Raw genomic sequence first — 21,857 nt, forward strand, 5'->3', positions numbered from 1 at the left:
CTCAGTGAGGAACCAGTGTGGGAGCCGGGCTTGCCCGCGATGGCGGTGCATCAGTCAGCCTGTCAGGTAACTGATACACCGCTATCGCAGGCAAGCCCGCTCCCACATTTGATCTGCATTGTCAGGCGGGATTGTGTGCCCGCAGCCGCTCGGCAGCGCTGCGCAGCAACTGTTCGGTGCCATCCCAGCCCAGGCAGCCGTCGGTGATCGACACGCCGTATTTCATCGACGGGCTCAACGGCTGGCAGCCTTCGAACAGGTGGCTTTCGATCATCATGCCGATCAGCGAGGTGTCGCCCTGCAAGCGCTGCTCCAGCACGTCGTTGAACACCGCCGGTTGGCGCAGCGGGTCTTTGCCGCTGTTGGCGTGGCTGCAGTCGACCATGATCCGCGGCGCGACTTTGCTCTTGGCCAGGTCGGCGTGTACCTGGGCCACGCTCTGGCGATCGTAGTTCGGCCCACGGTGGCCGCCGCGCAATACCAGATGGGTATCGGGGTTGCCCGGGGTCTGGATGATCGCCGGATGGCCCTGGCTGTCGACGCCGAAGTGGCGGTGCGGGTGCGCGGCGGAACGCATGGCGTCACAGGCGATGGCGACGCCACCGTCGGTGCCGTTCTTGAAGCCCACGGGCATGCCGAGGCCGCTGGCCATTTCGCGGTGGATCTGCGATTCGGTGGTGCGCGCGCCAATGGCGACCCAGCTCAGCAGGTCATCGAAGTAGCCGGCAGCCATCGGTTGCAGCAGCTCGGTGGCGACCGGCAGGCCCAGGCGCAGCATTTCACGCATCAGTTCCCGGGACAGGGTCAGGCCGGCGGCCATGTCGTCGCTGCCATCCAGGTGCGGGTCGTAGGCCAGGCCTTTCCAACCGATGGTGGTGCGGGGTTTTTCGACGTAGGCGCGGATCACCAGCAGCATCTGGTCACTGACTTCATGGGCCAGTTTTTTCAGGTTGCGTGCGTATTCCATGGCCGATTCCGGGTCGTGGATCGAGCACGGGCCGACGATCACCAGCAGGCGTGAGTCTTCGCCCTGGAGAATGGCGCGCACGGCTTGGCGATGGGCGTGGATCTGTTCGTTGAGGAATGGGCTCAGGGGCAGTTGGTGCTTGAGCTCAAGGGCACTGGGCAAACGCTGGGTCAGCGCTTCATTGGCGCAGGACAGGGTGGTAACAGGCAGAGCGGCGATCGAGGCGTTCATATTCGGGCTTCCTGGGCAAGCGGCGGGCTGTTCCCGCGCGCTCTGCCCTACTGGGGTGTTCGACAATTGGCCGTATTGGCTACGTGTGTTGGCTTGCCACCAATAGGTGACCGATCGGAGGCGGCAGGCTGTCCCGAACGGAGCTTGCTAAATCGCCAGGCGGTGGAGGTGTCGTAGCGGTAATAGGTGGCGTAGTTCATGGCGTGAGTCCTTTAAGTGTTCGGTGTGTGGCAAAAATAATTAAGGGCTGAAAAAACAAAACCCCCGGTCGGGGAGCCGACCGGGGGTTAGATTTCTCTGGTAGGCGACCCCTTGAGTAGTGGGCGCCGATTTCAGGTATCAGGCGCGCCAGTGGCTAAACCAATACCCAAAATAAAAGCTGACCAGTGCACTCAAACCGCTCACACGGGCAGCCACGACCGAGCGCTGGGCGCTGGCAGCAGGGCAAACCTGAATGTGGGTGAGTTGCAACATGGTGTGTCTCCAAATGATGGGGGGGAGCTTAACTGAGGCGAGCGGGTGGGTTCAATCAGTAATTTCTATTAAGTGTGGGTACTTACGGCTATGACCCCAGTGTCGATATGCTGCACGGACTTCACGATGATTGCCTGGATGCGACCATGACTGCCTTGACCATTGCTGCTGCCCAATCCATCTCAATTGCCGGCGACGTGCCTGGAAATATCGCGCGTCACTTGGCATTCATGCGCACGGCGGCAGAGCATGGTGTGCAATTGCTGGTGTTTCCGGAACTGTCCCTGACGGGGTATGAACCAGCGTTGGCCGCCGGATTGGCGATTGCGCCCGATGATGAAGTATTGACGCCGCTGCGGGAGATGGCCCGTGAGTTGCGCATCACTGCGGTGGTGGGCATGCCGATTCGCCTGGGGGCCGCCAGTGAGGTGTTGATCGGCGCGCTGGTGCTGGGGCCGGATGGCTCGGTGGCGGTCTATACCAAGCAGCATCTGCATTCCGGTGAAGAAGCGGCCTTTGCCGCAGGGCAGGGCGGGGCCGCCCTTGAATGGGGTGACGACCGGGTTGCCCTGGCGGTATGTGCAGACTTCTCCCACCCCAGCCATCCACGGCAGGCAGCCGAAGCCGGGGCGAATATCTACGCTGCGGGTGTGCTGATCAGCGAAGGCGGCTACGCTCCCGATACGACGTTGCTACAAGGCTACGCCGCCGAGCACAAAATGCTGGTGCTGATAGCCAATCACGGTGGTCCAACCGGTGGCTGGACCTGCGCCGGACGCAGTGCGATCTGGGGCGCTGACGGCACTTTGATCGCAGTCGCCCCTGGTGTGGGCGATTCGTTGGTGATTGCACGTCGCAGCAGCGCTGGCCACTGGCGCGGGGAACAGGTGGCGATTTAGGAGGCGCAGGCACATGGCGTTTCAACTACAGGCTGCAACCAGCCAGCACCTGGCCTTCGCCCGAACCCTGACCCATCAGGCCATGGGCAACTATTATCGCCAATACGACTTGTCCTGGTCCGATGCCGGGTTCGATACCGCCTGGGCGGGTCGGGAAAACTGGTTGATCTGTCGCGATGCCCAAGTGCTGGGTTTCATCAGTCTGAGTCGTGACCCCAAGGCGTTGTATATCCGCGAATTGCACATCCTTGAGGCGTTTCGTCATCAAGGGGCTGGCGGCTGGGTTATCGAGCAGATGGTGTACAAGGCGCGCGCGGAAGGGCTGGGTCTTTTACGGTTGACCGTTTTCAAGACCAACCCGGCGCGACGACTGTATCAACGCAAGGGCCTGGAAATCGTAGATGCGGAGGATTGCTTCTGGCGCATGGAGCGCAATTGCCGGCCGTGATCAGGTGTGAGTACTGCCAATTTTGGGAAAACAGGCACTTGGTTTTAATAAGCGCATACTGACTTCAAGAAATGACTTCCTGATCTTGCCTTACGGTTTCGTCCTCAACCGGGATGATCCCGTCCTTCATGCCCAACAGGACCGCGACCTTGTGGGCTTCTCCCCGCCGTCCCTTTTTGCGCCCAGCGAGCACTTGATAGGTGGTTGCCGGGTCTACGCCATGCTCCCGGGCGAATGCTTGAACAGATTTTCCTTGGTGTTCAAGCCAAGCCTTGGCTTGTGCAGCCGTACGAATTCCGGGCATAGTTCAAAACCGTTCAAGTTTGTTTAACAAAGAGATGAAAGTGTCACCTCTTGGGGTGTGCCAAATAGGATCATACATCCAAATGAGTGGAATCGGTTCGCGGTTACGGCAAGAAAGAGAGCGACTTGGCCTGTCGCAGAAAACTTTTGGTGAAATAGGAGGCGTGGAAGCCAACGCGCAAGGCAAATATGAAAGTGGTGGTCGGGCGCCCAAAGCGGACTATCTGTCACGTGTAGCTGAAAGAGGTGTCGATATCCTCTACGTGCTGACGGGCACGTCTACTCCTATTCAATTGGATAACCTTAGCCAACTGGAGGAAAAAGTCGTGGGCAATTACCGGGCAATGTTAAAGGAAGATCAGGATGCAATCCGGCGGTTGACGACTACGCTGGCCGAGCATTCAGCTTCATTGAATGGAAAAACAAAGCTCCCCCTCCAGGAATCCTGACCTTTTTCTCAGGAAATTCGGCCGCCTACCGCCCGGTAGACGGCTCTTGTTCATTGAAACTCTATATATATGACGCTTGCGGCTAGGTCTGCGCCGTGGTTTTTTGCTAAGGTGTTCAGCAACCTATAAGACCATATCGCGAGGTGTCTGCTTGATTAGGGTGCTAGTAGTCGATGACCATGATCTCGTTCGTACAGGCATTACACGAATGCTGGCTGACATCGATGGCCTGCAAGTAGTCGGCTAGGCCGAATCAGGGGAGGAATCCCTGATCAAGGCCCGGGAGTTGAAGCCCGATGTGGTTTTGATGGACGTCAAGATGCCTGGGATCGGCGGTCTTGGCGCCACTACAAAGTTGTTGCGCAGCCATCCGGATATCAAAGTCGTGGTAGTGACCGTGTGTGAGGAAGACCCTTTTCCTACACGGCTTCTACAGGCGGGCGCTGCCGGCTATCTGACAAAAGGTGCGGGACTGGCGGAAATGGTCCAGGCCATTCGGCTGGTGTTTGCCGGCCAACGCTACATCAGCCCGCAGATTGCCCAGCAGTTGGCGATCAAGTCGTTCCAGCCCACCAGCGACTCGCCGTTCGATGCGCTGTCGGAGCGGGAAATCCAGATCGCCTTGATGATTGTCGGCTGTCAAAAAGTCCAGTCGATCTCCGACAAGCTGTGCCTGTCGCCGAAAACCGTGAACACCTACCGTTATCGGATTTTCGAAAAGCTTTCCATCAGCAGTGATGTTGAATTGACCCTGCTGGCGGTACGCCACGGCATGGTAGACGCCAGCGCCTGAAATGACAGCCCCTGAAACTAAAGTGCTGTTCGATCCGAGTGCGTTCCTTGCAACCTGCAGTGGCCGTCCCGGCGTGTATCGCATGTTCGACAGCGAAGCGCGCCTGCTCTACGTCGGTAAAGCCAAGAACCTGAAGAGCCGCCTGGCGAGTTACTTCCGCAAGACCGGCCTGGCAACGAAGACGGCGGCACTGGTGGCGCGTATCGCCCAGGTGGAAACCACCATCACCGCCAATGAAACCGAGGCGCTGCTGCTTGAGCAGACGCTGATCAAGGAATGGCGGCCGCCCTACAACATCCTGCTGCGCGACGATAAGTCCTACCCGTACGTGTTTCTTTCGGACGGCGACTTTCCGCGCCTGAGCATCCATCGCGGTGCCAAGAAGCAGAAGGGCAAGTACTTCGGGCCGTACCCCAGCGCCGGCGCCATCCGCGAAAGCCTGAGCCTGTTGCAAAAGGCGTTTTTCGTTCGCCAGTGCGAAGACAGTTTCTACAAGAACCGCAACCGCCCATGCCTGCAGTACCAGATCAAGCGCTGCAAGGCGCCATGCGTAGGACTGGTTGAGCCGGCGGAATACGCCGAGGACGTGCGTCACTCGGTGATGTTCCTCGAAGGCCGCAGCAACGCCCTGGCCGATGAACTGTCCGGCGCCATGGAGCAAGCGGCGAGCACCCTGGATTTCGAGCGCGCCGCCGAACTGCGCGACCAGATCTCCCTGCTGCGCCGCGTGCAGGACCAGCAAAGCATGGAAGGCGGCACCGGCGACGTCGACGTCATCGCGGCCTTCGTCAACCCGGGCGGTGCCTGTGTGCACCTGATCAGCGTGCGCGGCGGCCGGGTGCTGGGCAGCAAGAACTTCTTCCCCCAGACCGGTATAGAAGAGGAGGTCGCCGAAGTCATGGCGGCGTTCCTCGGCCAGTACTACGTCAGCAGCCCCGAACGCGACCTGCCGAGCGAACTGATCGTCAACGTGGTGCATGAGGACTTCCCGGCACTGATCGAGGCGATTCATGAATTGCGCGGCCGCGAGCTGGACATCAGCCACCGCGTACGCGGCACCCGGGCCCGCTGGCAGCAACTGGCCGTGACCAATGCCGAACAGGCCCTGGGCGCACGCTTGGCCAACCGCCAGCACGTCGCCGCGCGGTTTGACGCCTTGGCCGAAGTCCTCAATCTCGACGAGCCGCCCCAGCGCCTCGAGTGCTACGACATCAGCCATTCCAGCGGTGAAGCCACCGTGGCTTCCTGCGTGGTGTTCGGGCCGGAAGGGCCGATCAAGTCCGACTACCGGCGCTACAACATCGAAGGCGTCACCCCGGGCGATGACTATGCCGCCATGCACCAGGCCCTGACCCGCCGCTTCAGCAAACTGAAGGACGGCGAGGGCAAGCTGCCGGACATCCTCTTGGTGGACGGTGGCAAGGGCCAGCTGTCCATGGCCCGCGACGTGCTCAATGAACTGGCGGTGCCCGACCTGATCCTGCTCGGCGTGGCCAAGGGCGCCACCCGCAAGGCCGGTTTTGAAACCTTGTACTTGAATGATGCCGCCCATGAGTTCACTTTGAAGGGCGACTCCCCGGCGCTGCACCTTATCCAGCAGATCCGCGACGAAGCCCACCGTTTCGCCATCACCGGCCACCGCGCCCGACGTGGCAAAACCCGGCGCACCTCGACCCTGGAAGGGGTGGCAGGGGTCGGGCCGACCCGGCGCCGGGACTTGTTGAAACATTTTGGTGGCTTGCAGGAGCTGTCCCGTGCCAGCATCGAAGAAATAGCCAAAGCTCCCGGTATCAGTAAAAAGCTCGCAGAGTTGATTTATGCAAATCTGCACAGCGAGTAGAATGCCTTCTCACCTCGTAGCCAGTTGTGCCGATGAATATCCCTAATCTGATCACCGTACTACGCGTCCTGCTCATTCCGATTTTCATTTTGCTGTTTTACCTGCCGTACGAATGGAGTTACATGGCATCCAGTTCGGTCTTCGCCTTCGCGGCTGCCACCGACTGGCTGGACGGCTACCTGGCCCGCCGCCTGGAGCAGAGCACGCCGTTTGGCGCGTTCCTGGACCCGGTGGCCGACAAACTGATGGTAGCGGTCGCCCTGGTGCTGCTGGTGCAGGAACACGGCAACCTCTGGCTGACCTTGCCGGCGGCCGTGATCATCGGTCGCGAGATCGTCGTATCGGCTCTGCGGGAATGGATGGCCGAAATCGGCGCTCGTGCCCATGTGGCCGTGTCCAACATGGGCAAATGGAAAACCGCGGCGCAGATGCTTGCCCTGGTGATCCTGCTGGCCAACCCGTCGGATTTCTCCTTCTGGGTATTGCTGGGCTACGCCTTGCTGCTGATCGCCGCGGGCCTGACCTTGTGGTCCATGCTGCAATATTTGCGCGCCGCCTGGCCGCATCTGCGCACCGAGGTTGAAAAGAAATAAAACTTTTTTGAATCAAGGGGTTGACGGGTGATGAGGATTCTATAGAATGCGCATCACCAAGACGCGGGAATAGCTCAGTTGGTAGAGCACGACCTTGCCAAGGTCGGGGTCGCGAGTTCGAGTCTCGTTTCCCGCTCCAAACACAAAGAAAAAGCCACTCAATAGAGTGGCTTTTTTTTGCCTGGGATTTAAGGAATACACGCTTCGGCGTCGCCCGCTGGCAAACAAAAACGAATGTACCAGGCATCTACCCCCTTCCCGCTGCGCAACTGCGCTTATCCAAGCTCACGAAAATTTAATACTGTGTGGTCCGTTTCGCTTTGATCGACGGTAACAACCCACGCAAAAGTGATGTGTGATCACCCAGGCTGCAGCCGACCCGCGCACTACGTGCAGAGGATTTATTTTTACGGTAAAAAGTTTTATTGACTAAAATATTATATGGGGTAATTATTTCTCTGCATCTGCTTCATGCAGAGTCATCTTCAGGGTTATCCCGATGAGTCATAAAGCCCAATTCTCCCTCGCGACTTCTTACGTCAAGGCCAATGAATCTTCATTGGCCACTCGCGTGGCGCCGCTGCTGATGCAGGGTTTTCCCGCCGCGCCGGAACACCGGGTAACGTGGAACAACTGGATGCGGGCTCCCTTCAGTCAGTGGGCGTTCCGTCATCTGGCGCGGCTGCGTCCCAGCATTGATGTGTCGGCAGGGCCAGGGCCTGGCGGTCAGCTCCAGGAGGCTCCCCGCGCGCTGGATCAGCTGTGTTTCGACAGTGAGAGTGGGCTGGGCATCCGTGTCATCGAGCACCTTGTCGCCAGCCAGACCGACGCCTTTTTGGTGATGCAGGGTGACAGGGTGTTGTTCGAGCGCTACTTCAACGGTCAGCGCGCCGGTGACCGGCATATCATGTTCTCGGTGACCAAGTCGCTGGTCGGTACCTTGGGTGAACAGTTGGTGACACGCGGTGTGCTCAAACCCGAGCTGCCGGCCGCTTACTACGTGCCTGAACTGGCGGGCAGTGCGTTTGGCGATGCCACGGTGCGCCAGTTGTTCGACATGGCGGTGGGCATCGACTACAGCGAGGTTTACGACGACCCCAATTCAGAAAGCTCGCAGTACGGCTATGCCTGCGGCTTTCAACCGGCACCGGCGCAGTACGCCCAGTTCGAGTCGTTGTACCAGTACTTGCCATCCCTCAGGAAGCGCGGCTGCCACGGTGGGTTTTTCCATTATGTGACGGCAACCACTGAAGCCTTGGCGTGGGTCATGGAACGTGCCTCGGGCAAGGCGTGCAGTCAGATGCTCGAGGAGGTCTGGGGGCGCTTGGGGTGCGACCGCGACGGTTATTTCATGGCCGATCCCTGGGGGCGTAACGTGGCCGGGGCGGGCTTCAGTGCCACCTTGAGAGACATGGCGCGCTTCGGTCGCCTGCTGGCCAACGACGGTCGCCAGGACGGGGTTGAGCTGCTGTCGCCCGAGACCGTGGCCCGTATCGCCGCCGGCGCGGATCCGGCGATCTACGCGCAAAATGCCGAGTTCTCCCGCTGGACGCCCGGTGCGTCCTATCGCAGCCAGTGGTACGTGTTCAACGACCACAGCCAAGCCCTGATGGCCGGGGGAATTCACGGCCAGTACCTGTTTATCGACAAGCCGTCCGGCGTGGTGATCGTCAAGCAATCGTCGCTCACCGATGCGGTCAGCCCGTTCGATAACGACAGTGTGCGCATGCTGCGCGCGATTGCCGCCCACCTGAGTCACTGACCCACGCCCCAAAAATAAGAGTCTTGCGTTCTATTCACCGGGCTTGCCCTGGTGTTGGCGGCGCCCTGCGTCGCCATTGACTGCCCTGTAACAACAATAATTCCACAGGAGCTTCTTATGGTTTTCACCAAGCGTTTTTCCCGAGCGCTGTTAGCGCTCGGCCTACCCTTGACCACCCACGTTGCGTTGGCGGGCTACACCTTTGAGGACGGCGATCTCAAGGGTGAAGTCAATCTCACGGCAGGAGGGGCGACGCTGTTTACCCGTGGCGTCAACTTCGGCAGCGGCCAGGTCGATGCGCGCAGCGGTAAAAACGGCGGCGCCAGGATCAACTGGCAAGAGCTTTACGTAAAACCGGGGGTCAAACTCGAGTACGCGCTGCAACCGGATTTCAGCCTGTTGGCGGGCGGTTCCCTGGTGGCGGCCAGCACCTTCGGTGATGGCGATGCGGGAGGTTTTACCCGCAGCTCCGACGGCAAGGTGGCTACCGAAGAACTCTACGGTGGTTTTCGCGCCGGCGAGTGGACGTTCACCGCCGGCCGCCAGAACTACATGATCGGTACGGGGTTCATCGTCATGGACGGTAACCTCGACCAGTACAAGGATGGCGCCTACTGGCTCGGCCCGCGCACTGCCTTCAAGGATTCGGCGATCCTCGCCTGGGATCATGGCGCGCTGAAGTCCCAGGCCTTCACCTTGCGCACCGATGATGACTTGGGCGATTTCCGCATGACCGGCGTCAACCTGGATTACAACCTCGATGACCAGGTGACGCTCGGCGCCATGGCCATGAAGGTCAATGCCCTTGGCCCCAGAGGCAGCACGCTCCCGCGCCGTCGGGACGGGATGCAGGTGTACAACCTGCGGGCGCTCAACGCCAAGGTGCCCGGCGTACAGGCGCTGACGCTGAATGCCGAGTACGCGCTGGAGCGCGGCAGCGGCGAGGGGGTCGACTACGATGCCAACGCCTGGTACGCCCAGGCCGACTATGCCTTCAACACCTTGCCGCTGACGCCGGTCCTTGGCTACCGCTACGCGAGCTTTTCCGGCGACGACAACCTCACCGACAACCGGCAAAAAGCCTGGGACCCACTGAGCAAAGGCTTCGTCGACTGGAGCACGTGGCTGGTCGGGGACGTGGTCGGCAACTACCTGTTGTTCAACAGCAACGAAAACGTCCAGCAGTTCTCCCTCAAGACTCACCTCAACGAAACCCTGACCCTTGGCGCGATTCACTACCAGTTCTGGCTGGACGAGAAAAACTACATGGGCGCACCGGTCAGCGATCGGCGCTTTGCTGACGAAAGTGTGGTTTTCCTCGACTGGACACCCACGCCGTCGTTCTATACGTCGCTGTCCTACAACTGGGTCAAGCCACTGGCCGCCGCCAAACAGCTGTTCGGCAACGACCAGACGTTCAGCGCGCTGGAACTGTATTTCACCTACCGCTATTAAGTGCTGCGAGCCATCGCGGCCGCGCTGGAGTGTTTTGATCATGAACAGATTTTTGCGTAACACCGTGCTGGGCACTGTTGCCTTGTTGCTCATCAGTGGTTTTTGCCTGGCTGAAGAACGAACCGTACGGATCTACAACTGGATCGAATACCTGCCACCCGAAGTGCTCAAGAGCTTCCAGGAGGAAACCGGCATTCGCCCGATTTACGATGTGTTCGACAGCGTCGAAACCATGGAGTCCAAGCTGCTGACGGGCAACTCCGGGTATGACGTGGTATTTCCCGGCTCCGCCAACCTGGGACGCTTGATCACGGCCGGGGCCGTGCAGCCGCTGGACCGCAAGCAGTTGCCAAACTGGCAGCACCTGGACCCGCAATTCATGCAAACCCTGGAAACCGCAGGTGACTCAGGCAATCGCTATGCCGCGCCTTACCTGTGGGGCACCACGCTGATCGGCTACAACGTCGACAAGGTGCGCAAAGCCCTGGGGCCCGACGTGCAGATGAACAGCTGGGACATCATCTTCAAGGAAGAAAACCTCGCCAAGCTCGCCAGTTGTGGCGTGGGTTTCCTCGACGCCGGCAACGAGATCCTGCCGATTGCCTTGCACTACAAGGGCCTCGACCCCAATAGCCAGAAGCGTGAGGACTATGTGCAAGCCCAGGCCGTGATGATGAAGATTCGCCCTTACGTCAGTTACTTCAACTCGTCGCGCTACGGCATGGACCTGGCCAACGGTGATATCTGTGTGGGCGTGGGCTGGTCCGGCGGTGTCGCGCTGGCCACACGACTGGCCGATGCCGCTGGCAAGGGCGTCAAGGTCGAGATGGCACTGCCCAGGGAAGGCGCGCCGATGTGGTCGGACGTGATGATGATCCCGGCCAAGGCCCCCGATCTGGCGGAGGCTCATGCGTTCATCAATTACATCCTGCGCCCGGACGTGATTGCGCGCATCAGCAACAAGATCGGCTACCCCAACCCGAACAAGGACGCTACCGCGCTGGTGGACGCCAGCATCCGCAATGACCCCAACATGTATGTGCCGGAGGAAGCGCGCAAGACCCTGTTCGCCCTGGAGCCGATCCCGGCTGCCGCGGAGCGCATCCGTACCCGCACCTGGACCGCCATCAAGAGCGACCGCTGATCCGTGTGGCCCGGTGCGTACGCGCCGGGCTCGACTCGGGAGGCAATCAGGCCTGCATGCCGTAAAACACCAGCTCGGTGATACGCCTGACCTGCAGGGAGTGCGCGTCGATATCCGGGTGTTCCTGGTTCACCAGCCTGAACAGTTGCAGGTGCGAGTAGTCATTCAACAGGAACGCGGCCAACTCCACATCGAGTTGCGGGCGCAGCTTGCCGGCCCGTTGCAATTCCCGCAGCAGTTCGCTGATTTCGGCCCTGAGCGCATCGTTCATGGCCCGATAGCCTGCGGGCAGTTCGTTGCTGCCGCCGAACAGGATGAGCGGCAGCAGTTCACGCCAAAGGCTGGGGTGCATGACTTCCAGGGCATAGCCCGTGAGCAGGCGTTCCAAGTGGCAGAGCGCTTCGACCGGGTCGTCTATTTTGTGGATCAGGCTGCGGGTGTCGGTGATCGCGCGTTGATCGGCGTGGTGCAGGATCTCCAGGATGATTTCCTGCTTGTTGCCGAAGTACTTGAACACCGTCGGCGGCGACACCCCGGCCTGGCTGGCGATCTGTTCGATGGTGGTGTTCTGGAAACCCTGGCGCTCAAACAGTTCGACCGCGGCTTTACTGATAGCTTGCCGGCGTTCGGCTTTCTGACGTTCACGCAGTCCGCTCACAGGAGATCCTTGTCACGAAGAAAAAGAGGGGCGCTTGTCGGCCCGATACCCCTGCAAAATACTTAAGTGGGTAAAGCTTTTAAAGCACTAATTGCCATTTAAAGGGTTTGCCGCTGGTACTTCTTCATACGGTAGGCAAATTGAGCACGGCTGAGCCCCACGAGCCTGGCGGCAGCGGCCAGGTTGCCGGCGCTTTGTTGCAACGCTTCAGTGATCAGGCGCGATTCAAGGCCTTCGATGGAGAGCCCCTGGTCCAACTGGTCGAGGGCATTCAGCAGTGTCGGGCGCGGCGCGTGCCCGGTATTCGACAGGCTGCCTTGGTCGTCCAGGCCGTAGGGCTCGGCGGGCATCGGTTCGTTGCGAAACAGATGCACCAGGTCAATGGCTTGGCCGTCGTCGCTGGCGATGAGGCCGCGTTCGATCAGGTTTTGCAGTTCGCGCACATTGCCCGCGAAATCGTAGCGCAGCAACGTCTTGAGGGCGCGCATGGTCAGGCCTGCCGGCGTTCGGGCGTAGTCCTGGCAGAAGCGCGTCAGGAACGCATTGATCAGCAGCGGGATGTCGTCTCGGCGTTCGCGCAGGGGGGGCAGGGCGATGGGGTACACGTTCAGGCGGTAGAACAGGTCTTCACGAAAGGTACCGTCGGCCACGGCTTTACGCAGGTCGATATTGGTGGCGGCCACCACGCGCACATCCACCTTGATGCCGCGCACGCCACCCACCCGTTCGATTTCCCGTTCCTGCAAGGCCCGCAGCAACTTGCTTTGCCCGGCCAGGCTGAGGCTGGTGATTTCATCCAGGAACAGTGTGCCGCCCTGGGCCCGTTCGAAGCGCCCGGGTCGCGAGTGCGTCGCGCCGGTATAGGCGCCGCGTTCCACGCCGAAGAGTTCGGCCTCCACCAAGTTATCCGGGATGGCGGCACAATTGAGCGCCACAAACGGGCTGTCCTGGCGACGACTGAGTTGATGCAACCGGCGCGCAAACATCTCCTTGCCCACTCCGGACTCACCGCTGATCAGCACCGTCGCGGGCGTCAGTGCGACCCTTTGCAGTGCTTGCATCGCCGCGTTGAACGCGGCACTGGCGCCCACCAACGGTTGTGGCTGGCTGATTCCTCCGCTGCTGCCCACCGGGCCGGCGAGCGTGGGGGCGGCAGGGCGGGGGACGGCCTGGGACACATTCAGGTAGCGCAGGTCCTGCTCGACATCACCCCATTGCTCGGCGGTCTTGCCAATGACGCGGCAACTGCGATGGCCCATGCCACGGCATTCCACTTCGCGGAAAATCACCAGTTGCCCGAAGAGGCCGCTGACGAAGCCAATGGCGTAGCCGGTTTCAGTCCAGCACACCGGGTCCTGGCCGATGCCGTAGGCCCCCACATGTTCATCGGCTTCACACGAGTGGTGCCAGAGAAACTCCCCTTCATAGAACCCCGAGTCGGCATCGAACTTGAAGTGCAGCGGTTCGACCTTGGTCATGCCTTCCAGGGTGTGCAGGTGTGTCCCGGCGCGAAACACCGCGGCGGCATCGGCCTGTGGCCAGCGCTCGCGGATCAGGCGCGCATCCCGTGCGCCCGAGGCATAGCCGGTGCGGGTAAACAGTCCCCGCGCCTGCTCCAGGCCCAGGCGCTCGATGACCTCGGCGCGCAGGGCGCCGAACGACGAACTGTGCAGCAACAACATGCGTTGATCGTTGAGCCAGATGCGCCCGTCTTCAGGGGAAAAGAACAGGCAGTCGGTCAGTTCCGCAGGGGTGGGCGAGCTGCTGTCACTGAGTTGGCGACTGTCGCCCCGCGGATGGTAGGGCGCGGTGTCCACCCGGTCGTCGGGCAGCGCGCTGTGGGGAGTTGTCATTGTTATGCCCCTGCAAAGCGAGTGATCGATATGAGTAACTGCTCAGATAGTTATTAAACATAACCTTATCAATTGAACAAGTGGCAGAACCCGGGTTTTTGCAGGCGATCGCCGCAGGTGTGTGAACGGTACGTGGGCGGGCCTCGACCCAGAGCCTTCGACGGTTTATGTCAGCGTCGTAGGGTGCAAGCGGCACAGCCTTTGCTCAAGGCTTGATGCGGCGTTTGCACCCTGTGCAGACGATGACAATTACAAGAACCGGGAGTTGCCAATGTCAGTGTCTGAAATCACCCCCTTTCTACAGCGGGCCATCGCGTCCGAATGCCTGTTCAACGGCGATTGGATACCCGCTTCGGGATCCGTGATCCCGGTGATCGAACCCGCCACCGGCGAACCCCTGATGCGCTGCGCCATGGCCAACCCGGCTGACATCGCCATTGCCTGCCGCAGCGCGGCCCTGGCGCAGCCGGCCTGGGCTGCGCTCGGACCACGGGAGCGCGCCGAGGTGTTTCGCAAGGCGGCGGACCTGGCCCAGCGGTCCTTCGCCGAGCTGGCGCTGTACGTCGCCCGGGAAACCGGGGGCGCGTTGTTCAAGGGCGAACACGAAGTGCGCGAAGCGATTGTGCTGCTGCACCAGGCGGCGGGGCTGTTGTCCCAGCCTCATGGGTTGGTGCTGCCCAGTGCAGCCGGCCGACTGTCCTATGCACGGCGCCAGCCCCATGGGGTGGTCGGGGTGATTTCACCGTTCAACTTTCCGCTGGTGCTGTCACTGCGGTCAGTGGCCCCGGCGCTGGCGGCGGGCAATGCCGTGGTGCTCAAACCCGACCCGCAGACCCCGATCAGCGGTGGTTTTCTCATCGCCCGGCTGTTCGAAGAGGCGGGCTTGCCCAAGGGTCTGCTGCAGGTGTTGCCCGGCGCGGCGCCGGCGGGGGAGGCGCTGTGCCGCGATCCCAATGTGCGGATGATTGCGTTCACCGGGTCCACGGCGGCGGGGCGCAAAGTCGCTGAAGTGGCCGGGCGACAGCTGAAAAAAGTCGCACTGGAGCTGGGCGGGAAAAACCCGCTGATCATTCTCGAAGACGCCGACCTCGACCTGGCCGCGAGCAATGCAGCCTGGGGCGCCTGGCTGCATCAGGGGCAAATCTGCATGGCGACCGGGCTGATTCTCGTGCATGAATCCATCGCCGAAAACCTCACCCGCAAGCTGGTGGACAAGGCCCGGGCGCTCACCGTGGGCAATGCCGCCCGGGGTGAAGCGGCGCTCGGCCCGTTGATCAACCAACGGCAATTGCAGCGCGTGCACGAGATCGTCAGCGACAGCCTGCAGGCCGGCGCGCGGCTGGAGGCGGGCGGTGACTACGACCGGTTGTTCTACCAGCCCACCGTCCTCAGTGGCGTACGTCCGGGCATGCGCGCCTTTGAGGAAGAGCTGTTCGGCCCGGTGGCCACGGTGGTCAGTTTTACCTCCGACGAAGAGGCGATCGAACTGGCCAACCGCACGGAGTACGGCCTCTCGGCCGCCATCATCTCGCCGTCGGTCGGGCGTGCCATGGCCATCGGCGAGCGGCTGGACTGCGGCCTGCTGCACATCAATGACCAGACCGTGGCCGACGAATGCATCAACCCGTTCGGCGGCCGCGGTGCCTCCGGCAATGGCGGCAGCGTCGGCGGGCCGGCCGACTGGGACGAGTACAGCCAGTGGCAGTGGGTCACGGTGAAAAATACTCCGCCGGTCTATCCGTTCTGAGCCGTGGCCGTTCTGAGCCCAGGCTCATCGATTGGATACACCCATGGCTATACAACAATAAGAGGGCTTGAACATGAACCTGCACAACAAAACCCTGATTGTCACCGGCGTCGCTTCAGGCATTGGCGCCGAACTGGCGCGACTCGCGCGTTTCCAGGGTGCCACGGTGATCGGGGTTGATCGCCATGAACCGCAACTGACCCTGGATGGCTTCTTCCAGGCTGACCTGGGCGACCCTGCCAGCATTGATGCCCTGGTGGCGCGCCTGCCATCGCGGGTCGACGGGCTGTGCAACATCGCCGGGGTGCCCGGTACCGCACCCGCGCAAGCGGTGGCCACGGTCAACTACCTGGGGCTGCGGCACCTGACTCAAGCGTTGCTGCCACGCATGCCGGCGGGCGGCAGCATCGTCAATGTTGCCTCGGTGCTTGGCGCGCAATGGCCGCAACGGCTGGAGCTGCACAAGGCCCTGGCCGCGACGCACAGCTTCGAGGCCGGGCAGCAGTGGCTGGCGGCCAATCCGGTGGAGCAGGCCAGCTGTTATCAGTACTTCAAGGAAGCGCTGATCGTGTGGAGCTTCCAACAATCCCAGGGCTGGTTTCGCGATCATTCGGTGCGTATCAACTGCGTGGCGCCGGGGCCGGTATTTACCCCGATTCTCGGCGACTTCGTCAGCATGCTCGGGCCGCAGCGGGTGGCCGAGGACAGCCAGCGCATGACCCGTCCAGCCCTGGCCGATGAGGTGGCGGCAGTGATTGCCTTCCTCTGCTCGGACGCTGCGCGCTGGGTCAACGGGGTCAATCTGCCGGTGGATGGCGGGTTGGCCGCCACCTACGTGTAGGGCCTGCCACAGCGATAAATCCCGGTGCGGCCCTTCCGTGCCGGGCGTCTTGAACAACAACAAAAATACAGGACATACAAGATGCTCAAGCCTATCTTGCGGACGGTTGCGGCCACGACTTTTGTCGCACTGTCACCGATTGCACACGCTTACGACCTGCCCGGACTCAACCTGGGCACCACCAGTTTCTACGACGGCTCACCGGCCCCGGCCGGCCCGGGTTGGTACCTGGAGGAGTACCTGACGTACTCCCGGGCCAGCCGTTTCAACGATGCCCACGGCAACAAGCTGGCGTTGCCCAAGCAGGACCTGGAAGTGGTGGCGCCCACCACGCAGATCATCTACGTCGGCCAACCCCTGGCCAATGGCGCGATGCCCGGGTTCACCCTGATCAACACCTCCCTGGCCCATGTGAATGTCGACGATGGGTTGAACCATGCGGCGCTGAGTTCCCGTGCTGGCTTCGGTGACCTGACGGTCGGTGCCTTCCTGCAACTGCCAACCCTGAACCGCGCCGATGGCAGCCCGCTGTTGACCCAGCGTGTCGAGGCTGATGTCTCGATTCCGGTGGGGGCCTATGACCGCAATCGTTCGATCAACCCCGGCAGCAACTTCTGGTCATTCAACCCGTATTACGCGGCGACGTACTGGTTCAGCCCGAAATGGTCGGCGAGCGGGCGTTTCATGTACCTGTGGAATGGCAAGAATGATGATCCGCAGGCAGGCTTTGGGGAGGTTTCCAATACCCAGGCCGGCCAGGCATTGCATGCCAACCTGACGCTGCAATATGCCTTGAGCCAGCAACTGAGCGTGGGGGTCAACGGCTACTGGCTGAAGCAGATCACCGACACCCAGGTCGATGGACACGCCGTGAGCGGGCGCCGGGAGAAGGTCTGGGCCATTGGCCCAGGCCTGGTCTATGGGTTCAGCAAGGAAGATGTGCTATCGGTAAACGCCTACTTTGAACAGCAGGCGCAGAACCGCACCGAGGGCAACAAACTGGTGCTCAATTGGCTGCATAAGTTCTAGTGGGCGCCGTACGCACCATCACGCTGATGATGGTCAGTGCGGCAATCACCACCCCGGGGGACGTCGCCAGCAGTACCCCCGCGGTGCCGGCGCCGGCGGCGAGCAGTTGCCCGGCCGCCAGCGGCCCGGCCACCGAGCCCAGGCGGCCGACGGCCACGGCGGCACCGACGCCGGTGGCGCGCACCGACGTTGGGTAGGAGGGCGGTGCCGAAGCGTACAGCACCAACTGCGCAGCCATCACGAACAAGCCGGCGGCAAAGCCGGCGATGGCCATGGGCACGATGCCCACCGACAACCCCACCCCGGCCAGCGCCGCCAGCAACCCGGCATACACCGACAGCACCACTTTGAGGGCATTGCAACGGTCCAGCAACACGCCGCCGAGCAGCGAACCCAGGGCGCCGCCGATATTGAAGAGCATCTGCACCATGCCGGCCTGGGGTTTGCTGAAACCCTGTTCCAGCAACAGCGACGGCAGCCAGTTAAGCAGCATGTACATCACGGTCAGGGTGAAGAAGTAGCTGAGCCACAAGGCCAGCGTGGTGCGGGCGCGACCTTCGCCGAACAGCGCCTGGCCGGTGGAGGGGCGGGCGCCGTGCGTGTTGTCGAGCTGTTGGCGAAAGGCGCTGGATTCAGGCAGCAGCAGGATCATCAACGGCACGGCCAGCAACGGCGCCAGGCCGCCGATGATAAACGTGGTCTGCCAGTGCTCACTGGAAAACATCGCCACCACCGCGGCCAATGCACCTCCCAGCGGCACCCCGCAGTACATCACGCTGATGGCCGTGCCACGGTTGCGCTCGGTCACCGCTTCGGCGCACAGGGCGATCAGGTTGGGCAACGCGGCGCCCAGGCCCAGGCCGGTGAGGAAGCGCACCAGCAACAGGCTTGAGTAGCTGTCGACAAACGCGGTGCTCAGGGAAAACAGCCCGAACAGCAGCACCGCGCTGACCAGGATTTTCTTGCGCCCGATCCGGTCGGCAATCCAGCCGCCGAAGAACGCCCCCGGCAGCAGCCCGATGATTCCGACGCTGAACACCCAGCCGAGCATCTTCGGATCCAGGGCGAACGTTTGACGTAACCCGGCGGCGGCGGTGCCGGCGGCTTGCAGATCGAACCCCTCGATCAGCGCAACGATAAAGCACAACGCAATAGTCAGCGTCGAACGACGCGATGGACTGTCCATGGCAAACCTCATTGTTGTTTTTGTTGTGGTGGCGAGCTTGAGTGGCTGCTGGGGATTAAGATAACAAATATAACTAAAAAATGAATCGAGGAATAAAGTCCGCAAAAAAACAGAATAAATTCATTAAATTCAATCGATTGAGATGTGGAATTGTGTGTGTCTAAAAAATAGATAGTTTTATTAATGTTCGATTATCGGTCGCATGCTGTTGACGAGTACCGTCGGCTGTTTCCATTCTTGGTTCGCGAGGCTGACAGGGCCGAGCGTGTGCCAACCCAAAAACAACAACAAAAATGGACATCGAACATGCCAGAACTCCCTATGGAGGGCGCCGCTGCAGCGGCGTCCGTCTCCTGTGTGTCGAACAACACTCCACGCCGGCTGATGGCATTGCTGGCCTTGAGCGTACTACCCGGTTCGTTGTGGGCTGCAGGCTTTATCGACGACAGCCACGGCACCCTGACCTTGCGCAATTACTACCTGGACCGTGACTACAAGGACGACGGTGCGAAGACCGCCGCGCGGGAATGGGCCCAGGCGTTCATCCTCAACCTGGAGTCGGGTTACACCCCGGGCCCGGTGGGCTTTGGCCTGGATGTACGCGGGTTGATGGGCGTCAAGCTCGACTCTTCACCGGACCGCAGCGGTACCGAATTGTTGCCGGTGTCGGCCAGCGACAAGCGCGCCGCCGACGAGTACTCGCGCCTGGCCCCAACCGCCAAACTGCGGTTCGCCCAAACCACGGTCAAGGCCGGCGATGTGTCGATCTTCCTGCCGTTTGCCTTTGCCAGTCCGTCGCGGCTGCTGCCGCAAACGTTTCGCGGCACCACCTTGAGCTCCAAGGACATCGATGGCCTGACCCTCAACACTGGCTACATCGATCGCATCAACAAACGCGACTCCACGGACTACCAGGCCATGACCGTCGCCTCACCCAACCGGCGTTTCAACGCCACCGCCACCACGTCGCACCTGGCTTACGTCGGCGGTGATTACCAGGTCAATAAAGACCTCAGCCTGCGCGTCTATCACTCGCAGATCGCGGACCTCTACCAGCAGGACACCCTGGCGCTGTTGCACAACCTGCCGGTGGGCGATGGCGTGCTCACCAGCGACCTGCGCAGTTTTTTCAGCCGCGAGGACGGCAGTGCCAAGGCAGGCAATGTGGATAACCGCAACCTCTCGGCCTTGTTTGGCTACCGCCTGGGCGGCCATCGGGTCAGCCTTGGCTACATGCACTCGAGCGGGGAGACGGCCACGCCCTATATCTCGGGAACGGAGTTGATGGGCATGAGCGAACTGACCATGAGTTCGGACTTTCTCAACGCCAAGGAGCGCACCTGGCAAGCCATCTACGACTATGACTTCGCGGCATCGGGTGTGCCGGGGCTGAAGACACGGCTGCGCTATGTGCGTGGCGACCACATCGAACTGGCGGCTTTGAATGCCGAGGATCGCAAGGAGCGCGAATTCCAGATGGAACTGGGGTATGTGATTCAGAGCGGTCCGCTGAAGAACGTCGGGTTCATGGCGCGCAAGTCGATCTACCGCAATGACTTCCCGAGCGGCGCGGCCTTTCGCGATGAAAACCAGACCCGTTTCCTGGTGCTCTACACCGTGGCGCTCTGGTAAGCCGATCAGGCCTGATAGACCTTCTTCAGCAAGCGCAGCAGCTCTTCACGCTCCTGGCCGTCGAGGGCGGCGGTGGCGTCCAGGTCACTCTGTGCGGCGATTTCCTTGAGCTCCTTGAGCAGGGTTTCGCCAGTCTTGCTGAGGAAGATCCCGTAGGAGCGCTTGTCCGGCTTGCAGCGTACCCGCACGGCCAGGGCGCGGCTTTCCAGCTTGTTCAGCAACGGCACCACCTGGGGCGGCTCGATGGCCAGGGCGCGTGCCAGGTCGGCCTGCATCAGCCCGGGGTTCTGCTCGATGATCGCCAGGGCCGAAAACTGCGCAGGGCGCAGGTCGTGGTCCGACAACCGACCGATCAGGTTCTGGAACAGCTTGAGCTGGGCGCGGCGCATGGCGTAACCGATCAGCTCGTCCAGGGCTGAATCCAGCGGCGGCCGAACCTCGTCGTTGTCGGGCAGGGCCTGGCTGGCGGCGGCGATGTTGGAAGGCTTGGCCATTGGCAGTGCAATCCTCAGAAGGTGGCGGTTAAGAAGGCTATCCAGTTTGCCGGGGTTGGCGCGCCATGGCTATGCCGGTTTTTTACAGCGCCTGCATCGCTTGAGTTTCAAGCCGAAAAAATATTGGTTATGAGGATTAATAGTTAATTGACATAACTATATTTGCGGTTTAATTTCGAATCATCTTCACACCCAGAACAAGAGCGTACCGTCATGAGCAATTACGAAGGCCGTTGGACCACAGTCAAGGTTGAGATCGAAGAAGGCATCGCCTGGGTCATTCTCAATCGTCCGGAAAAACGCAACGCCATGAGCCCGACCCTGAACCGGGAAATGATCGACGTCCTGGAAACCCTGGAGCAGGACCCTGCCGCCGGCGTGCTGGTACTGACCGGCGCGGGGGAAGCCTGGACCGCCGGCATGGACCTCAAGGAATACTTTCGCGAGGTGGATGCCGGCCCGGAAATCCTCCAGGAAAAAATCCGCCGCGAAGCCTCGCAATGGCAATGGAAACTGCTGCGTATGTACGCCAAGCCCACCATCGCCATGGTCAATGGCTGGTGCTTCGGCGGTGGTTTCAGCCCGCTGGTGGCGTGCGACCTGGCGATTTGCGCCGACGAAGCGACCTTCGGCCTCTCGGAAATCAACTGGGGCATCCCGCCGGGCAACCTGGTGAGCAAGGCCATGGCCGACACCGTGGGCCATCGCCAATCGCTGTACTACATCATGACCGGCAAGACCTTTGGCGGGCAGAAAGCCGCTGAAATGGGCCTGGTCAACGAAAGCGTGCCCCTGGCCCAACTGCGCGAAGTGACCCTCGAACTGGCGCGCAACCTGCTGGAGAAAAACCCGGTGGTGCTGCGTGCCGCCAAGCATGGCTTCAAGCGCTGCCGCGAACTGACCTGGGAGCAGAACGAAGATTACCTCTACGCCAAGCTCGATCAGTCGCGCCTGCTCGACACCGAAGGCGGTCGCGAGCAGGGCATGAAGCAGTTCCTCGACGACAAGAGCATCAAGCCTGGCCTGCAGGCGTATAAACGCTGAAGGGCGCGGCCGCCT

General features: G+C 61.2%; 20 protein-coding genes, 1 tRNA gene and 1 pseudogene. 15 read left to right on the plus strand and 7 right to left on the minus strand.

The window, feature by feature from the left end:
* Positions 1-121: 121 nt before the first annotated feature.
* Entirely contained in the window at positions 122-1,198 is a 1,077-nt protein-coding gene (locus LIY45_RS06690) for a 3-deoxy-7-phosphoheptulonate synthase (protein WP_226475754.1), read from the minus strand.
* A gap of 339 nt (positions 1,199-1,537) precedes the next feature.
* Positions 1,538-1,672, minus strand: a complete 135-nt coding sequence (locus tag LIY45_RS30685; protein WP_017475425.1) for a hypothetical protein — start codon at positions 1,670-1,672, stop codon at positions 1,538-1,540.
* Between the two features lie 146 nt (positions 1,673-1,818).
* On the opposite strand from LIY45_RS30685, the gene LIY45_RS06695 reads away from it, so the two are divergent.
* On the plus strand, positions 1,819-2,571 hold the full coding sequence (locus LIY45_RS06695; protein WP_226475755.1) for a carbon-nitrogen hydrolase family protein: 753 nt from the start codon (positions 1,819-1,821) through the stop codon (positions 2,569-2,571).
* Positions 2,572-2,584: 13 nt separating this feature from the next.
* Entirely contained in the window at positions 2,585-3,019 is a 435-nt protein-coding gene (locus LIY45_RS06700; protein ID WP_226475756.1) for a GNAT family N-acetyltransferase, read from the plus strand.
* Between the two features lie 64 nt (positions 3,020-3,083).
* Here the strand turns inward: LIY45_RS06700 and LIY45_RS06705 are convergent, their stop codons facing one another.
* Complete coding sequence (locus tag LIY45_RS06705; RefSeq protein WP_003208935.1) at positions 3,084-3,323, minus strand: DNA-binding protein; 240 nt, start codon at positions 3,321-3,323, stop codon at positions 3,084-3,086.
* Positions 3,324-3,405: 82 nt separating this feature from the next.
* Between LIY45_RS06705 and LIY45_RS06710 the strand changes: the two genes are divergently transcribed.
* From LIY45_RS06710 to LIY45_RS06745, 8 genes and pseudogenes are all read left to right on the plus strand, one after another.
* Positions 3,406-3,771, plus strand: a complete 366-nt coding sequence (locus LIY45_RS06710) for a helix-turn-helix transcriptional regulator (protein ID WP_226475757.1) — start codon at positions 3,406-3,408, stop codon at positions 3,769-3,771.
* Between the two features lie 151 nt (positions 3,772-3,922).
* Positions 3,923-4,564, plus strand: a pseudogene (uvrY, locus tag LIY45_RS06715) (UvrY/SirA/GacA family response regulator transcription factor).
* Position 4,565: 1 nt separating this feature from the next.
* Positions 4,566-6,404, plus strand: a complete 1,839-nt coding sequence (gene uvrC / locus LIY45_RS06720) for an excinuclease ABC subunit UvrC (protein ID WP_226475758.1) — start codon at positions 4,566-4,568, stop codon at positions 6,402-6,404.
* Between the two features lie 32 nt (positions 6,405-6,436).
* Positions 6,437-6,997 (plus strand): CDP-diacylglycerol--glycerol-3-phosphate 3-phosphatidyltransferase, encoded by a 561-nt coding sequence (gene pgsA, locus LIY45_RS06725; RefSeq protein ID WP_003208929.1) that lies wholly within the window; start codon positions 6,437-6,439, stop codon positions 6,995-6,997.
* 63 nt (positions 6,998-7,060) lie between these two features.
* Positions 7,061-7,136, plus strand: a tRNA-Gly gene (locus LIY45_RS06730).
* A 360-nt stretch (positions 7,137-7,496) separates the two neighbouring features.
* Positions 7,497-8,759, plus strand: a complete 1,263-nt coding sequence (locus tag LIY45_RS06735) for a serine hydrolase (protein WP_226475759.1) — start codon at positions 7,497-7,499, stop codon at positions 8,757-8,759.
* A 117-nt stretch (positions 8,760-8,876) separates the two neighbouring features.
* Entirely contained in the window at positions 8,877-10,214 is a 1,338-nt protein-coding gene (locus LIY45_RS06740; RefSeq protein ID WP_226475760.1) for an alginate export family protein, read from the plus strand.
* Positions 10,215-10,254: 40 nt separating this feature from the next.
* Positions 10,255-11,358 carry a polyamine ABC transporter substrate-binding protein gene (locus LIY45_RS06745; RefSeq protein WP_226475761.1) on the plus strand — a complete coding sequence of 368 codons (1,104 nt, stop codon included), beginning with the start codon at positions 10,255-10,257 and terminating at the stop codon, positions 11,356-11,358.
* Positions 11,359-11,404: 46 nt separating this feature from the next.
* On the opposite strand, the gene LIY45_RS06750 is transcribed toward LIY45_RS06745, so the two are convergent.
* Both LIY45_RS06750 and LIY45_RS06755 read right to left on the minus strand, forming a co-directional pair.
* The gene (locus LIY45_RS06750) at positions 11,405-12,016 is read right to left on the minus strand and encodes a TetR/AcrR family transcriptional regulator (RefSeq protein WP_017475416.1); all 612 of its coding nucleotides are present in this window, start codon (positions 12,014-12,016) and stop codon (positions 11,405-11,407) included.
* A gap of 98 nt (positions 12,017-12,114) precedes the next feature.
* Positions 12,115-13,869 (minus strand): sigma-54-dependent Fis family transcriptional regulator, encoded by a 1,755-nt coding sequence (locus LIY45_RS06755; RefSeq protein ID WP_226475762.1) that lies wholly within the window; start codon positions 13,867-13,869, stop codon positions 12,115-12,117.
* Between the two features lie 271 nt (positions 13,870-14,140).
* Between LIY45_RS06755 and LIY45_RS06760 the strand changes: the two genes are divergently transcribed.
* From LIY45_RS06760 to LIY45_RS06770, 3 genes are all read left to right on the plus strand, one after another.
* The gene (locus tag LIY45_RS06760; protein WP_226475763.1) at positions 14,141-15,616 is read left to right on the plus strand and encodes a benzaldehyde dehydrogenase; all 1,476 of its coding nucleotides are present in this window, start codon (positions 14,141-14,143) and stop codon (positions 15,614-15,616) included.
* 73 nt (positions 15,617-15,689) lie between these two features.
* The gene (locus LIY45_RS06765) at positions 15,690-16,457 is read left to right on the plus strand and encodes a coniferyl-alcohol dehydrogenase (protein WP_226475764.1); all 768 of its coding nucleotides are present in this window, start codon (positions 15,690-15,692) and stop codon (positions 16,455-16,457) included.
* An 81-nt stretch (positions 16,458-16,538) separates the two neighbouring features.
* Positions 16,539-17,486, plus strand: coding sequence for a transporter (locus LIY45_RS06770; protein ID WP_226475765.1), 948 nt, complete (start codon positions 16,539-16,541; stop codon positions 17,484-17,486).
* On the opposite strand, the gene mhpT is transcribed toward LIY45_RS06770, so the two are convergent.
* The gene (mhpT, locus tag LIY45_RS06775; protein ID WP_226475766.1) at positions 17,464-18,672 is read right to left on the minus strand and encodes a 3-(3-hydroxy-phenyl)propionate transporter MhpT; all 1,209 of its coding nucleotides are present in this window, start codon (positions 18,670-18,672) and stop codon (positions 17,464-17,466) included. The two genes, LIY45_RS06770 and mhpT, sit on opposite strands and share 23 nt — an antisense overlap.
* Before the next feature lie 306 nt (positions 18,673-18,978).
* On the opposite strand from mhpT, the gene LIY45_RS06780 reads away from it, so the two are divergent.
* Positions 18,979-20,304, plus strand: coding sequence for an OprD family porin (locus tag LIY45_RS06780; protein ID WP_226475767.1), 1,326 nt, complete (start codon positions 18,979-18,981; stop codon positions 20,302-20,304).
* A 5-nt stretch (positions 20,305-20,309) separates the two neighbouring features.
* On the opposite strand, the gene LIY45_RS06785 is transcribed toward LIY45_RS06780, so the two are convergent.
* Positions 20,310-20,798 carry a MarR family transcriptional regulator gene (locus LIY45_RS06785; RefSeq protein WP_017475408.1) on the minus strand — a complete coding sequence of 163 codons (489 nt, stop codon included), beginning with the start codon at positions 20,796-20,798 and terminating at the stop codon, positions 20,310-20,312.
* A 213-nt stretch (positions 20,799-21,011) separates the two neighbouring features.
* Between LIY45_RS06785 and LIY45_RS06790 the strand changes: the two genes are divergently transcribed.
* Entirely contained in the window at positions 21,012-21,842 is an 831-nt protein-coding gene (locus LIY45_RS06790; protein WP_017475407.1) for a p-hydroxycinnamoyl CoA hydratase/lyase, read from the plus strand.
* The last annotated feature ends 15 nt before the right edge of the window (positions 21,843-21,857 follow it).

Origin of the sequence: Pseudomonas sp. MWU16-30323, assembly GCF_020515595.1 — a bacterium.
GTDB lineage: Bacteria > Pseudomonadota > Gammaproteobacteria > Pseudomonadales > Pseudomonadaceae > Aquipseudomonas > Aquipseudomonas yamanorum.